Origin of the sequence: Veillonella sp., from assembly GCF_015058545.1 — a bacterium.
Taxonomy (GTDB): Bacteria; Bacillota; Negativicutes; order Veillonellales; family Veillonellaceae; genus Veillonella_A.
The window spans coordinates 1-14,268 of sequence record NZ_SVCB01000147.1 but is presented as its reverse complement, the minus strand read 5'-3'; the positions used below and the strand labels follow the sequence as shown (position 1 = coordinate 14,268).

General features: G+C 43.6%; 13 protein-coding genes. All 13 read right to left on the bottom strand.

Annotated elements, in window-relative coordinates; translation table 11 throughout:
- Positions 1–28: 28 nt before the first annotated feature.
- The 13 genes from fsa to E7204_RS09165 all read right to left on the bottom strand — a co-directional run bounded on the left by fsa (position 29) and on the right by E7204_RS09165 (position 13,998).
- On the bottom strand, positions 29–673 hold the full coding sequence (fsa, locus tag E7204_RS09225) for a fructose-6-phosphate aldolase (protein WP_021840863.1): 645 nt from the start codon (positions 671–673) through the stop codon (positions 29–31).
- A gap of 156 nt (positions 674–829) precedes the next feature.
- Entirely contained in the window at positions 830–2,110 is a 1,281-nt protein-coding gene (gene serS / locus E7204_RS09220) for a serine--tRNA ligase (protein WP_295183920.1), read from the bottom strand.
- A gap of 118 nt (positions 2,111–2,228) precedes the next feature.
- Positions 2,229–2,753: a hypothetical protein gene (locus tag E7204_RS09215; RefSeq protein WP_295183917.1), complete on the bottom strand. Its 525-nt coding sequence runs from the start codon at positions 2,751–2,753 to the stop codon at positions 2,229–2,231.
- A gap of 136 nt (positions 2,754–2,889) precedes the next feature.
- Positions 2,890–3,330 carry a hypothetical protein gene (locus E7204_RS09210; RefSeq protein WP_295183914.1) on the bottom strand — a complete coding sequence of 147 codons (441 nt, stop codon included), beginning with the start codon at positions 3,328–3,330 and terminating at the stop codon, positions 2,890–2,892.
- 530 nt (positions 3,331–3,860) lie between these two features.
- The gene (gene lysS / locus E7204_RS09205) at positions 3,861–5,408 is read right to left on the bottom strand and encodes a lysine--tRNA ligase (RefSeq protein ID WP_295183913.1); all 1,548 of its coding nucleotides are present in this window, start codon (positions 5,406–5,408) and stop codon (positions 3,861–3,863) included.
- Between the two features lie 117 nt (positions 5,409–5,525).
- The gene (greA, locus tag E7204_RS09200; protein WP_295183911.1) at positions 5,526–5,999 is read right to left on the bottom strand and encodes a transcription elongation factor GreA; all 474 of its coding nucleotides are present in this window, start codon (positions 5,997–5,999) and stop codon (positions 5,526–5,528) included.
- A gap of 157 nt (positions 6,000–6,156) precedes the next feature.
- Positions 6,157–7,152, bottom strand: a complete 996-nt coding sequence (dusB, locus tag E7204_RS09195) for a tRNA dihydrouridine synthase DusB (RefSeq protein WP_295183908.1) — start codon at positions 7,150–7,152, stop codon at positions 6,157–6,159.
- On the bottom strand, positions 7,136–7,903 hold the full coding sequence (locus E7204_RS09190; RefSeq protein ID WP_006556385.1) for a type III pantothenate kinase: 768 nt from the start codon (positions 7,901–7,903) through the stop codon (positions 7,136–7,138). The genes dusB and E7204_RS09190 overlap by 17 nt, the downstream gene beginning before the upstream one ends.
- A gap of 7 nt (positions 7,904–7,910) precedes the next feature.
- Entirely contained in the window at positions 7,911–8,897 is a 987-nt protein-coding gene (locus E7204_RS09185; RefSeq protein WP_295183904.1) for a biotin--[acetyl-CoA-carboxylase] ligase, read from the bottom strand.
- Between the two features lie 73 nt (positions 8,898–8,970).
- Complete coding sequence (ftsH, locus tag E7204_RS09180; protein ID WP_295183901.1) at positions 8,971–10,908, bottom strand: ATP-dependent zinc metalloprotease FtsH; 1,938 nt, start codon at positions 10,906–10,908, stop codon at positions 8,971–8,973.
- A 136-nt stretch (positions 10,909–11,044) separates the two neighbouring features.
- Positions 11,045–11,587: a hypoxanthine phosphoribosyltransferase gene (gene hpt, locus E7204_RS09175; RefSeq protein ID WP_295183898.1), complete on the bottom strand. Its 543-nt coding sequence runs from the start codon at positions 11,585–11,587 to the stop codon at positions 11,045–11,047.
- On the bottom strand, positions 11,588–13,060 hold the full coding sequence (tilS, locus tag E7204_RS09170) for a tRNA lysidine(34) synthetase TilS (protein ID WP_295183896.1): 1,473 nt from the start codon (positions 13,058–13,060) through the stop codon (positions 11,588–11,590).
- Positions 13,061–13,101: 41 nt separating this feature from the next.
- Positions 13,102–13,998: a phosphatase gene (locus E7204_RS09165; RefSeq protein WP_295183893.1), complete on the bottom strand. Its 897-nt coding sequence runs from the start codon at positions 13,996–13,998 to the stop codon at positions 13,102–13,104.
- Positions 13,999–14,268 lie beyond the last annotated feature (270 nt).

Below are 14,268 nucleotides of genomic sequence, written 5' to 3'. Positions count from 1 at the left end.
TACGTAGCAGGGCAACACGATTCCTTAATTATTTGTTGGCTGCTTCCCAATCTGCTAAGAATCTGGCAAGACCTGCATCCGTTAAAGGATGTTTCATCGAGGCAGTTAACACCTTGTATGGCACCGTGGCAATATGAGCGCCCGCTTTCGCACACTGTGTCATATGCATTGGTGTACGAACGGAGGCGGCAATAATTTCAGCCTTAATGTCATGCATAATAAAGATTTCCGCAATATCTTCAATCAAAGTAATGCCGTCCATGCTCATATCATCGATACGGCCTACGAAAGGACTAACGAAGGTAGCACCGGCACGAGCGGCCAAGAGAGCCTGGTTTGCGGAGAAAATCAAAGTAACGTTGGTTTTGATGCCTTCTTTGGAAAGAATCGAAACGGCTTTGAGGCCTTCTTCCGTCATAGGCACTTTGATGACAACGTTTTTGCCCAATTTTACGAGCTCATGAGCTTCCTTAACCATTTCAGGTGCTTCGGTAGCAATAACTTCAGCACTTACAGGGCCGTCAACGAGTTCGGCAATCTGTTTGATTACTTCTTTAAGATCGCGTTTTTCTTTAACAATCAAAGACGGGTTGGTCGTTACACCGGCAACGAAGCCCATTTCATAAGCGGCTTTAATTTCATCAAAATTGGCAGTATCAATAAAAATTTTCATAGGAACTCCTTTTTAAAAACACTGTAGACCGTTGAATTATATACATCCCGGAAGATTGCCTCAGTTAGCTACAACAAGTCATTGCAACTGCATCGGCGGTTTCCGAAATTGCATAGGTGAAGGTCTGACATACGTCAGACCTTATGCCTTACACTTCTATTTTACAGGTTTAATTACTTCTGCGCCACCCATATATGGCTGTAAAACTTTAGGAATGCGAACGGAGCCGTCAGCTTCTTGGAAGTTTTCCAAAATAGCGGCTACTGTACGACCTACAGCCAAACCGGAGCCATTCAAAGTATGAACGAATTCAGGTTTGCTCTTCGCATCGCGACGGAATTTGATGTTACCGCGGCGTGCTTGGAAATCGGTTATGTTGGAGCAAGACGAAATTTCACGGTAGCAATCCTGAGCCGGCATCCAAACTTCTACGTCATAGGTTTTAGCGGAACTGAAACCGATATCACCGGTACAAAGGGTAATTACACGATGCGGTAATTCCAATAAACGCAATACTTCTTCCGCATTATCCGTCAAGGATTCGAGTTCCTGATAGGATGTTTCAGGGGTAGCGAATTTTACCATTTCAACTTTGTTGAACTGATGCTGACGAATGAGACCGCGTGTATCGCGACCGGCCGAACCGGCTTCCGCACGGAAACAAGCAGTGAAGGCCGTGTAGTATTTAGGCAATTCATCAGAGCTCAAAATTTCGCCGGCATGGAAGTTGGTAAGGGTAACTTCAGCGGTCGGAATGAGGAAGTATTCCGTGTTTTCTACTTTATACATATCTTCGGCAAATTTAGGCAATTGGCCGGTGTTGGTTAAAGTCTGACGAGTTACCATGTACGGTGTCATCATTTCGGTATACCCTTGTTTTTCGGTGTGAAGATCAAGCATGAAGTTGATAAGCGCACGTTCCAAACGAGCACCGAGGCCTTTGTAGAATGTAAAACGGGCACCACTTTCTTTAGCGGCACGTTCCCAATCTAAAATATCGAGGCTTTCGCCTAAATCCCAGTGAGCCTGAATAGGGAAATCGAATTCACGAGGTTTGCCCCAACGACGCATTTCAGGATTGTCGTTTTCATCTTCCCCTACCGGTACGGATGCATCGCACATATTTGGCAACATGAGGGCAATGTTTTGGAGTGAAGATTCAGTTTCACGAATTTTGCCGTCAAGCTCAGCAATTTTGTCGCCCACTTTCTGCATTTCCGCAATTTTGTCGTCCGCATTTTCTTTATTGCGTTTTAACGCACTGATTTCTGCGGTTACTGAGTTGCGCTGTGCTTTTAATTGTTCTACTTCTTGAATTAAATCCTTGCGCAAATCATACAATTTGGCAAAGTTTTCCAAATCGCCGGTAGTATGGCGATTGTCCAAGTTTTGCTGTACTGCTTCCAGATTTTCTCTTACGAAACGTAAATCTAACATATCCATAACCTCTTACTTAAAATGCGTGCCCAATGGCACAATGTATTATTAATTACACTTAATCATACCACATCTGAATAGTTTTTACCATGAAAAAAGCCGGTAACAGCATAAATCTTCAACGAAGTTTTTTTAAACCTTTTACAAATAATTTACGCCGCTCAGACTTTAAATAGTTTAACCATTGCTCTCCTTCATCTTCTAATTGCTCAAAAATTAATTGATCAGACTCAGTAAAATCTGCAAAAGAATCATATAGAATAAACCTATCACCGTAAGATTCTTTTAATTTAGGAATCGTTGTCTGATAAGGGTTATGTGGTGGTTCCTTTAAATTATATGTATACACTGTCATATTAGGAAGTTTCTCAATTTTATTAAAAAATGGAATTGTAGTCACTTTTGTATAGCCTGTTATTCCATAAATGTATAAATAGGGAAACCTCCATTCTGTACTCAGAGCATATTCTTCAAGGCCTTCACCAGTTGAAATATCCCTAATCTCTGTATATCGCAACATACGATATCTACCATAATACCAATATGTAAAATCAAATATACGAATTTCATGTATCCATGTAAAATAAGTTATAAATATATAACATATTACCAAGAATATCCCTATTTTTCTTTTTTTCGTCATTTCAGAACTCTTTTCTATACTAAATAATATTAAATTGTTTATGAAGTTTATGCCACCTTGGTCGCCCACATGCGACCGGACTTCTTAATATGCATATCCATAATGATATAAAATTAAACGGACAATTATATTTAGTCTATTTAATAACTATCCACTCATTCATTTCAATAAAATGTTTCAATTCATTAATTTGAGATAATGTGATATCATCTCCAGATTTTACATTTTCTTCTATAATCATCTGTGGATTATATTTTTCTTTAGTAGAAAGACTCTTCAAAACTTCCCAATTATTTAATTTTACTATTCCTCCTGTAAAAGGTCCTAAGCGTTCATATGGATAATCAATAAAATACCAAGTACTATAAGCTTCTCTATATATCAAATATGCCGGTTTTTCATTGCTTTCACCCTTTATTATCAGTACTCTGCTTAATTCTGAACCAATAGGTTCTTCTTCAACAATCTTATATGCTTTAGCATTCGTAGTAATAACATAATCTTTTTTCTGATTCAAATCTAAAACCATACCATCGTTCAAAACTTGAATATTATAGTTATCAACTTCAGCTATCATACCAACACTCGCTTTAAATACGCCCGTATTTATATATGAATGAAGTAAAATTACTATAAAAATTATGATGCTAAACACTATATAGAACTTTAATAGGATACTTAAATATTTACTTTTATTTAGCATCTCTTTTATCAACCCCTACAATCAATTCTCTATTTCAATTAAAATCATCTCACATAATAAAAAAAGCACTCTACCATCCACTGCACACATTGCTGCAATAGACGTAGGGATGCCTTCTATCTCTACTCGTTCAATTTATCTTCGTTTATTGCTGTTAATTTAATATAGACCTGTTTCATACCAACACTCCCTAAGTAATTTAAGAATATAGTCACAAGAAAAAACAGCATTCTCATTTATTAAAACGATTATATCCGAAGGAAATCAATTTGTAAATATGCAATAACAATAAAAGATATACAATCACTTTGTCACATGCCTGCAAACAAAACAAAAAACACAAAGGCGACCACTCATAATACGCGGTCGCCCTATATCTGTTTCAGTATAAAATTATATCTTACTTATTCAGTTTTGTCTGCTTTATCAGCTTCGTCTGCTTCAACAGCTTTAGTTTCTGTTTCCGGTTTCATGAGTGGGAATAACAATACGTCACGAATAGAAGCGGAATCAGTTAAGAACATAACGAGACGGTCGATACCGATACCGAGACCGGCTGTTGGAGGTAAACCGTATTCCAAAGCGGTTACGAAATCTTCATCCATGCGGTGAGCTTCATCGTCACCGGCAGCACGTTCCTGTAACTGTTTTTCAAAACGTTGACGCTGATCGATTGGGTCATTCAACTCGGAATAACCGTTAGCCAATTCACGACCGTATACGAACGCTTCAAAACGTTCCGTTGTTAATGGTTTTTCACGGTTCTGTTTAGCCAATGGCGAGATTTCCAACGGATGACCGTACACGATGGTTGGCTCAATCAAGTTTTCTTCTACATAATCTTCGAAGCAAAGGTTGATGATTTTGCCGATGCCGTCGCGATCTGTATATTCTACGTTCAAACGGTCCGCAATAGCGCGTGCTTCTTCCAACGTTTCAACGGCGTCGAAATCTTCGCCCGTATATTTCTTGATACCTTCCTGCATCGTAATGCGGTTCCAAGGCGGCGTCAAATCAATTTCAGTGCCCTGGTAGTTGATTTTAGTCGTACCGAGAACTTCCTGCGCACAGTAAGCCACGATATTTTCAGTCAACATAATGGCATCTTCGAAGTTGCCGTAAGCCTGGTAAGATTCCATCATGGTGAATTCAGGGTTATGGCGGTTATCGATACCTTCGTTACGGAAGGAACGGTTAATTTCGAATACGCGTTCCAAACCGCCTACGATAAGGCGTTTTAAGTGTAATTCAGGGGAAATACGCATGTAAATGTCGATATCAAGCGCATTGTGATGGGTAATGAACGGACGAGCCGCAGCACCACCCGGAATAGCGTGGAGCATTGGAGTTTCCACTTCCATGAACTGATGAGCGTTCATGTATTGACGCATTTTAGCCACGATTTGGGTACGTTTAATAAAGGTATCGCGCACTTCCGGATTTACAATCAAATCCACATAGCGTTGACGATAGCGAAGTTCCGTATCCTTTAAGCCATGCCATTTTTCAGGTAATGGACGCAAAGATTTAGAAAGCAACGTAATTTTGTTAACTTTAATGGTGATTTCGCCCATATGCGTACGGAATACGTGCCCTTCGATGCCTACGATATCGCCCATGTCAAGCATTTTAACGTGTTTGTATACGTCTTCACCCAACACGTCTTTACGCAAGTAAATCTGGATATCACCGGTTAAATCACGAATATTGGCAAACGCCGTTTTACCGTGGGATCGAATCGTCATAAGACGACCGGCAACGGTTACCGGCTGATCTTCAAAATCACGGAAGTTGTCTTTTATTGTTGCCGCATGCTGCTGTACTACAAAACGCTGGCCAAAAGGATACACTCCGTCTGCCTCGTATTGTGCAAGCTTATCGCGACGAATTAACATTTGATCATTTAATTCCTGCTGTTGTTCTTGTACTGTAGTCGCTTTTTCTTCGCTCACTTACATGGCCTCCTAACTTCATCTGCTCAAATACGGTATTACTTATAGTATAACAGTTTTGAGCCCATTTTTGGTATATTTTATTGGCTGCCACCTTATTAGCTGGCTACTGCCGTATTAGCTGATTGCTAAAATTTTGAAAGTCGCTACACCATCCGGTGTATTCACTTCAACGGTAGCACCTTTTTTCTTACCGAGAATAGCGCTGCCTACCGGGGATTCATTGGAAATACGGTTGTTGAAAGGATCCGCTTCGGAGGAACCTACAATTACATACTCCAATTCTTCGTTAAATTCTTCGTCTAATAATTTAACTTTACTGCCCACGGATACTACATTTTTACGAGTTTTTTCATCAATAATTTTAGCCGTGTTAATTTTATTTTCTAATTCAATGATATGACCTTCGATAAAAGCCTGTTCATTTTTTGCATCATCATATTCAGAGTTTTCACTGATGTCGCCATATTCGATAGCCGTTTTAATACGCTGCGCTACTTCAATACGACGAACAGATTTGTAATGAGCTAATTCTTCTTCAAGTTTCTTAAGACCTTCTGCGGTTAACAGTGTTTCTTTAACTTCTGCCATAATAGGACTCCTCTTCCAATAGTTGTTTAGCTATAAAGAAAAAGTGTCATACACTGACACCTTTGCTTTACATCACATATTTTTACGCTTTTTACGTAATTTACGTAATATTATAACAATAATTTTACTGCATTGTCAATTTTACTACAGTGCAATTTTACTGCCTTGTCAATTCGGCAGCATACGTGGCAATAGCCTCTTTAAAGGCTGCTTCCGTATATAATGTATTGATTCGATTACGCCATTTAGCCGACTCCGGCAGCCCCTTAATATACCAACCTGCGTGGGTACGAATTTCACGTACGCCCAGCACCGTTCCCTTATATTTACACAAGAGTTCAAAATGACGCAACAACATGTTCAAACGTTCATGAGCCGTTGGTTTCGGTAGCAAGGTGCCGGTTGCCAAATACTCGTTTACTTCGTTAAAAATCCACGGATTGCCCTGAGCACCGCGACCGATGAGTACCGCGTCACAACCTGTTTCATCAAGCAGCGCTTTAGCGGATAAAGCATCCACCACATCACCGTTCCCCATTACAGGAATCTTCAACGCCTCTTTTACTTCTTTAATATAGGACCAATCGACATGCCCCATGTACATCTGCTCCCGCGTACGGCCGTGAACGGCTACGGCGGCAACGCCCACCGATTCCATACGCTTTGCAAAATCCAGTACATTCTTGGATGTATCATCCCAGCCGAGGCGCATCTTTACCGTTACCGGTACTTTTACAGCTTTAACGGCGGCTTCCGCCACACGGGCTGCCAAATCCGGTGTTTTCATAAGAGCTGAACCGTCGCCGGATGATACTACTTTTTTAACCGGACAACCCATATTGATATCCACAATATCGGCACCGGCGCGCTCCACCACTTGCGACGCCAAAGCAATCGCTTCCGGGTCGGAGCCGAAAATTTGCATCGATACAGGATGTTCCACATCCTCCATGAAGAGCAAATCCTTTGTGTGTTCGTTTTCGTATTTAATGCCCATGGCACTCACCATTTCAGTGCACACCAAGGCAGCGCCGTGCTCCTTTGCCAGGAGCCGATACGCAATATCGCTGACCCCCGCCATGGGAGCCAGCACAGCCCGACCGGCAATCGGCACATTGCCGATATACCAGGTCGAATTATTTGTTTCGTTCATACAACAATCGTAATCCTTCTAGGGTCAACATCGGCTCGATATAATCGATAACGTCCGTTTCCGCATTGATTAAATGAGCCAAACCGCCGGTGGCAATGACCTTTACACCTTCCGGCATTTCTTTTTTCATGCGCGCCACAATGCCTTCCACCTGGCCCACATAACCGAAGAGAACACCGGATTGCATGGAGGTTACCGTGCTTTTACAAATAACCTGACCCGGATTTTTCACTTCAATACGCGGCAATTTAGCGGCACGCTGGAAGAGGGCTTCCGCCGAAATCTGCACGCCCGGTGCGATGGCACCGCCGATATAATCGCCGTTTGCCAAAATGGCGCAATAAGTTGTGGCCGTACCGAAATCGATGACGATTAACGGGCCGCCGTACTTTTCATAAGCCGACACAGCATTAACAATGCGGTCTGCCCCCACTTCGCGAGGATTATCGTATTTAATGGCCATCCCCGTTTTGGTTCCGGGGCCTACAATAATCGGTTTAACATTAAAATAGCGCAGGCAAACACGCTCTAATGTAGGCATCAACGGTGGAACTACCGAGGAAATAATAATTGCCTCAATGTCGTTGATATTGACTTGGCGATCGTGAAAAAACAAGTTCATCAACAATACGCCATATTCGTCGGTCGTACGGACGCGGTCCGTGGAAATTCGCCAATGCCCGACTAATTCTTTCTTCTTATATACGCCGAGTACAATATTTGTGTTACCTACATCAACCACTAATAACATGTTTATGTCAGCCTCCTACTTTATGTGCTGGTCGTATGGACACGTCACCGGCCACCACTCGTTCTACGGAGCCATCAGCACGTTCTATCATAAGATTGCCATCGCAATCAAGGTCGATGGCTTTACCTTCATAGGTATTCCCCGGCGCGCGTACTTCTACGTCCTGCCCCAAGGTAATACTAAATTCCTTCCATTCTGCCAAAGTGCTGTCAAACCCTTCAGCCAACACTTTATTATACTGCATTTCCATCTCTTGTAAAATAATATTTAATGCCTCACGGCGATCAACTTCAACGCCTTCCATGGCAAAGGAAGTAGCTATATCTTTAATAAATTCAGGCAATTCGTCCTGCGTACTGCCCGTATTAATGCCGATACCCATGACAATATAGGAGATGGCTTCCATGGTACCGTTCATTTCTGTCAAAATACCCACCAGTTTACGGCCGTTGACCAAAATGTCATTCGGCCATTTAATGCCTGCTGTATGGAGGCCTAAACGGCGGAATGCCTTAATGAGTGCCACCGCCGCCATGAGCGTACATTTAGGAGCTTCAATCGGCAAGAAAGACGGGCGCAATACGATACTGAACCAAAGGCCTTTGCCATATGGTGAAAACCATCCGCGATTCAAACGGCCGCGACCGGCTACCTGTTCTTCCGCTACTACAACGGTACCCTCCGGCGCACCTTCCGTGGCCAATTGACGGGCTGCTGCATTACTGGATTCCAGACTTGGTACATAGTGATAATTGCGTCCGAATGTTTTTGTCGTCAAAACCGACTCCATTTCAAGAGGACTCATTAAATCGGGCTCATCCACCAAGCGATAGCCTTTTTTGGTGAATGATTCAATAGTATACCCTTTTTTACGCAAAGCTTCAATATGTTTCCAAATAGCCGTACGCGAAACTTTGCACCGTTCCGACATGCGTTGTCCCGATACAAATTCACCTTTATTCTCACGAAGCAGCTCTAATATTGCATCTCTCATCCTAATTGATGCCTCCTTTATGAAAAAGGGCCGCCTTACCGGCGGCCCTATGCCAATCGGTGTATACCGATTATTATTTGTTTGTGTCAGATGTGTCGCCGTTAGCAGTATTGGAATTGGCACCTTCAGATTCGGTGGCAATAGCGTCAGGAACAATAATTCCTGCAGCTTCCAAGGCACTCTTAGCGCCATTTACTTCCACTGTATTTGGGTCCGTAATGGTTCCGTATTTATACAAGTTCTCAATTTGAGTATGGTCGATAGTTTCTTCTTCCAAGAGCACATTCGCCATATTATGTAAGAACTCGATATTATCGGATAACAACTGCATTACGTCATTATAAGCTTCAGAAACGATTTTATGCATTTCCGCATCGATTTTTTCAGCAACCGCCTCACCGTAGTTGCGTTCATGACCGAGACTGCGGCCTAAGAACACTTGTTCCTGATGTTCGCCGAATACGAGTGGTCCCAATTCATCACTCATACCGAGGCGCGTAATCATATGACGTACGATGTTCGTAACTTGCTGTAAGTCACCGGACGCACCGCTACTGATTTCTTTCAATACGAGCGCTTCCGCACAACGACCGCCCAAGGCTACGCGAATACGTGCGAGCATCTGGGATTTTGTCATATAATTCTGTTCTTCCACAGGTAACATCATGGTGTAACCGCCGGCACGACCACGCGGAATAATTGTTACTTTGTGAACCGGATCGGCATCAGGCAATAAATGGGCCACAATGGCATGACCTGATTCGTGATACGCCGTTAAACGACGTTCTTTGTCACTTACTACATGACTGCGGCGTTCCGGACCGTAACTTACCTTTTCACTGGCTTCTTCCAAATCATCCATAGTAACTTGTTTACGGTTCTGACGAGCAGCCAACAAAGCGGCTTCGTTCAACAAGTTGCTCAAATCGGCACCGGTAAAGCCCGGAGTCTTTTTAGCAATGGTACGTAAATCCACATCCTCAGCCAACGGTTTGTTGCGAGCATGTACTTTTAAGATAGCTTCACGACCGCGTAAATCAGGTTTGTCTACGGTTACCTGACGGTCGAAACGACCCGGACGAAGTAAGGCCGGATCCAAGATATCAGGTCGGTTGGTAGCGGCGATGGTAATAATACCTTCGTTAGCACCGAAACCGTCCATTTCAACGAGTAACTGGTTCAACGTCTGTTCGCGTTCATCATGACCGCCGCCGAGACCGGCACCACGTTGACGACCTACCGCATCAATTTCGTCGATGAAAATGATACAAGGCGCATTTTTCTTAGCTTGTCCGAAGAGGTCACGTACACGCGAGGCACCGACACCAACGAACATTTCTACGAAGTCGGAACCACTGATGCTGAAGAACGGTACGCCCGCTTCCCCGGCTACGGCACGAGCCAATAAAGTTTTACCTGTACCCGGAGGTCCGAATAAAAGAACACCTTTAGGAATTTTTGCGCCGATAGCATTAAATTTGCCCGGATTGCGCAAGAATTCTACAACTTCTTCCAATTCCTGTTTGGCTTCATCCGCACCGGCTACGTCTTTAAACGTTACATTAACTTTGCCTTCGCCCTGCATTTTAGCACGGCTTTTGCCAAAGTTCATAACACGACCGCCGCTGCCCTGCGTCTGCTGCATGATAAAGAACCAAACACCAATCAACAAGAAGATTGGCAATACAGAGCTCAATAAGCCCATCCACCAGGAAGGTTGTTCCGGTGGTTTTGCAGTGATTTGTACTTCATTTGTAGTCAGCTGATTCATCAAAGTAGGATCGGTTGGCGCATACGTGCTGAACTCCGTACCGTTCTTAAGCTTACCAACAATGGCATGATTATCCGTAATGGTAATACTGTCTACTTTCTTCTGCGTTACATACTGTAAAAAGCTGGTGTAACTAATCTCTGACTTTGCCGTATTTGTACTGGAGAACGAATTGATAACTGTAGCCGCTGCCACAATAATCAAAATGTACAACAGTGCATTTTTCATAAAACGACCCAATCTATTACCCCTTTCAAAATGTCTCAATATGATTTGTTTTCATCACTATATCGAAAAAATATATTCTGACAAACATATTACCATATTTTAGGTTAACATACAATGTATTTGTAATTTACATTGAATATTGTCTATATTATTTACCTGCGTATACTTCTTCTTTAAGTACGCCGATATATGGCAAATTACGGAATCTTTCAGCGTAATCAAGGCCATAGCCGACTACGAAATAATCAGGAATTACAAAGCCCTGATAATCTACATGCACGTCAACCGTGCGGCGATCCGGTTTGTTGAGTAACGCCACGAGGCGAACACTCTTAGCATTACGGAATTTTAAGTTTTCCAATAAATAATGAAGGGTATTGCCTGTATCCACAATATCTTCAACAACGATGACATGCTTGCCTTCTACCGGTTTATCCAAGTCTTTCATAATGCGCACTACACCGCTGCTTACAGTGCTGTTGCCATAGCTGGAGCAAGAGATAAAATCCAATGCTACATTGCCTTCAATGGCACGTGCCAAATCGGCAAAGAAAACTACGGCCCCTTTTAATACGCACACGAGAACTACGTCCTCGCCTTTATAATCAGCAGAAATCTGTTTGCCCAGTTCGGCAACCCGTTCCCGCAAGGCTTCTTCAGTGATTAATACTTCCTTAATGGAATCTAACATTTACTTTTCCTCCTCGATAGAACAAGCCCAATATTCACTCGTTTGCTCATCCCACACAATTGTGGTCGTCTTCGGCTGCACTTTTGAAAAAACTACGTCATCACCGCACACAAACCATAAAGCATCCCGCTCCTCAGTCGGTACTTTACGATCTATGAGCCAGTCTTTCAGCTTTTTGTGTCCCCATATTTGACCGTCGCGGCGCGTCAACACTATGCGGTCGCCCGCCCGGCGATGCCTAATTTCAGGGCCCTTAGTTGCCAATTGGCGCGGAATTAACAAATTCTCCCCGGTTTTTAAAGGCATCGGCTCCTCCGCCGGCCCTGCCCATGTGAGCGCTCGTAATCCCCGTATGCGATATTGAGTCATTTTCAAATCAAATGCTACTAAACGTCCAATTTGTATTATATCATATTGCGCCGCAACCTTCACCTGTGAACGCATAAATTGTTTTCTTTTTTTGCCCTCTGTTACCTGCCTAAGTTCGGCCACATGAGCACTACTAAAAGTATTTTTTATGTCAAAAAGACCAAACACATATCGCCACAAACGATAAAATAAAGCATCCGGCAAAGCAGCCACTTCATGACGCTTTAACTCGATATAGGGCGACGCGTCTTCTTTTTTGGTAAAAACAATGCACAATTCGTTAAATTTTCGCTTTACTTCAGCCGTTAAATAGGCTTCATCGCGATTCATATTTTCTCCCAAACGCGCCAAGGTGGCTACCATATTGGGATTAAATTCTTTTAATAAAGGTAGCACTTCCAGGCGTAAGCGGTTGCGCATATAAATAGGCTCATCATTCGTCTTGTCATGAGCAAACGGAATATCCAAGGCTTTAACATAGGCCATTATCTCTTCTTTCGTAACGCCCAAGAAAGGTCGCCAAAGATCCCCGTCGAGGACGCGCATCCCTTGTAAGCCCGTCGTGCCGCTGCCGCGAATCAGGTGGGCTAAAATAGTTTCCGCCTGGTCATTTTCATGATGAGCCGTGGCAATATAATCGTAGCCTTCAGATTGACAGATATGTCTGAAAAATTCATAGCGTAAACGGCGACTCACCGTTTCGATGGATTCGCCGGATTTCTCGGCCTCCGCGGCCGCATCAATAGTCAACGGATAGAACGGTAAATCATGATTCCTTGCATAGCGCGCTACCATAGCCAGCTCGTCTTTACTTTCAATGCGTAAGGAGTGGTCCACACAGGCTACACCGATTGTCAGCGCCGCCTCAATGCCTTCACTGTTTGTCAAAGCCGCCTTAGTGCCTTCACCGTTTGTCAGCCCGGCCTCAATGTCTTCTCCTTTAGCTGTAATAAGCCAGTGCAACAACGCCATCGAATCGGGACCGCCGGAACAAGCTACCAGTACTTTACTGTTTGGCGGCACCGTACCATGCTTTTGGGCAAAGGCTGCTACTTTATTTTCAAAGGATGCAATAATATGCTCCTTCTTTTCAATGTTAACCATGTGTCCACCTCCCTTCTCACTATCTTTTCAGCACTATATATTTATTTCACCAAACGTTGTTGCATTCCTTCCATGCCGTCTCGTTCACTCACGATAACATGAGGGATTTCGTGCCAATCCATGAAGGATGTTAAAATTTCGGCGCCGGCCACAATAATATCCGCTCTGGTAGCCGGTAAGCCCGGTACCTGTAACCGTTCTTCCGGCGTCATATAACGAAGTTCCAAAATCATGCCTTCAATGACGGCACGCGTCAACTGATGCCCGTGAATGAGGCCCGGATTATATTCCGTCATTTTAAGATGCATAGCCGCCAAGGTCGTAGCCGTGCCGCCTACAGCAATGAACTCGCCAAAAGGACCTTCGATTGGCAACGGATCAAACCAAGGCCGCGTCTCCTGCCACACTTCCTGCGGTCCTTCATCGGAACGTTCTTTGAGACGTACCGCTCCAATCGGGTAGGAGCGATTCCAGTAGGCACCTTCGGCTGTACCGAGCGCTATTTCCGTACTGCCCCCGCCGATATCGATTAAACCGAAATGGCGTTCATCACCGGGAAATGAGCTTATAGCGCCGGCAAACCCTAAGGCCGCCTCTTCTTCACCGGTAATCACATTCGGCTCCATAGGACAAACTTTAACCGCCTCTGCCATGAATGCCTCACCGTTAGCTGCTTCGCGCACGGCACTGGTAGCCACCCCTACTACACGGGTAGCGCCGTAACTTTCAATGAGCTCTTGAATTTCTTTTAACGCAGCCAAACTGCGCGTCATCGACTCCTCGGTCAATTGTCCATCGGCCGCTCTTTTGCCGAGGCGCGTAGTCCAAAGGCGTTTCGGCTCATTGTGCCACTCTTTACCATCATAAGTGCCGAGCAACAAACGCAACGAATTGGAGCCTAAATCAACGATTGCCGCTTTTACTGCTGTATCTGCCATAGTTTTCCTCCAAAATATACCGGAATAATAAGCTAATCATCAATCACAATTAAAACTCAATACCCATCGGCTCTAATAATTTAATCCATAACAACCGGCTATAATAATTAAATCCAATACCCGCCGGCTATAAATCATAACCACCCGTAGAACGGGTGGTTTGCTCTGACCCTATAAGGGTCTTTCTCTAGTGGTTGCCCTCTAAAGAGGGCTTTGAGTAATCTGACAACCACTCTATTACCACTGGCTGCCCCCTACTCGGGGGCTTTT

Excerpts from the sequence above, each read along its gene's own strand:
- fsa (WP_021840863.1), bottom strand. The coding sequence starts at position 673 with ATGAAAATTTTTATTGATACTGCCAATTTTGATGAAATTAAAGCCGCT.
- serS (WP_295183920.1), bottom strand. The coding sequence starts at position 2,110 with ATGTTAGATTTACGTTTCGTAAGAGAAAATCTGGAAGCAGTACAGCAA.
- E7204_RS09215 (WP_295183917.1), bottom strand. The coding sequence starts at position 2,753 with ATGACGAAAAAAAGAAAAATAGGGATATTCTTGGTAATATGTTATATA.
- E7204_RS09210 (WP_295183914.1), bottom strand. The coding sequence starts at position 3,330 with ATGATAGCTGAAGTTGATAACTATAATATTCAAGTTTTGAACGATGGT.
- greA (WP_295183911.1), bottom strand. The coding sequence starts at position 5,999 with ATGGCAGAAGTTAAAGAAACACTGTTAACCGCAGAAGGTCTTAAGAAA.
- dusB (WP_295183908.1), bottom strand. The coding sequence starts at position 7,152 with ATGAACGAAACAAATAATTCGACCTGGTATATCGGCAATGTGCCGATT.
- E7204_RS09190 (WP_006556385.1), bottom strand. The coding sequence starts at position 7,903 with ATGTTATTAGTGGTTGATGTAGGTAACACAAATATTGTACTCGGCGTA.
- E7204_RS09185 (WP_295183904.1), bottom strand. The coding sequence starts at position 8,897 with ATGAGAGATGCAATATTAGAGCTGCTTCGTGAGAATAAAGGTGAATTT.
- hpt (WP_295183898.1), bottom strand. The coding sequence starts at position 11,587 with ATGTTAGATTCCATTAAGGAAGTATTAATCACTGAAGAAGCCTTGCGG.
- tilS (WP_295183896.1), bottom strand. The coding sequence starts at position 13,060 with ATGGTTAACATTGAAAAGAAGGAGCATATTATTGCATCCTTTGAAAAT.
- E7204_RS09165 (WP_295183893.1), bottom strand. The coding sequence starts at position 13,998 with ATGGCAGATACAGCAGTAAAAGCGGCAATCGTTGATTTAGGCTCCAAT.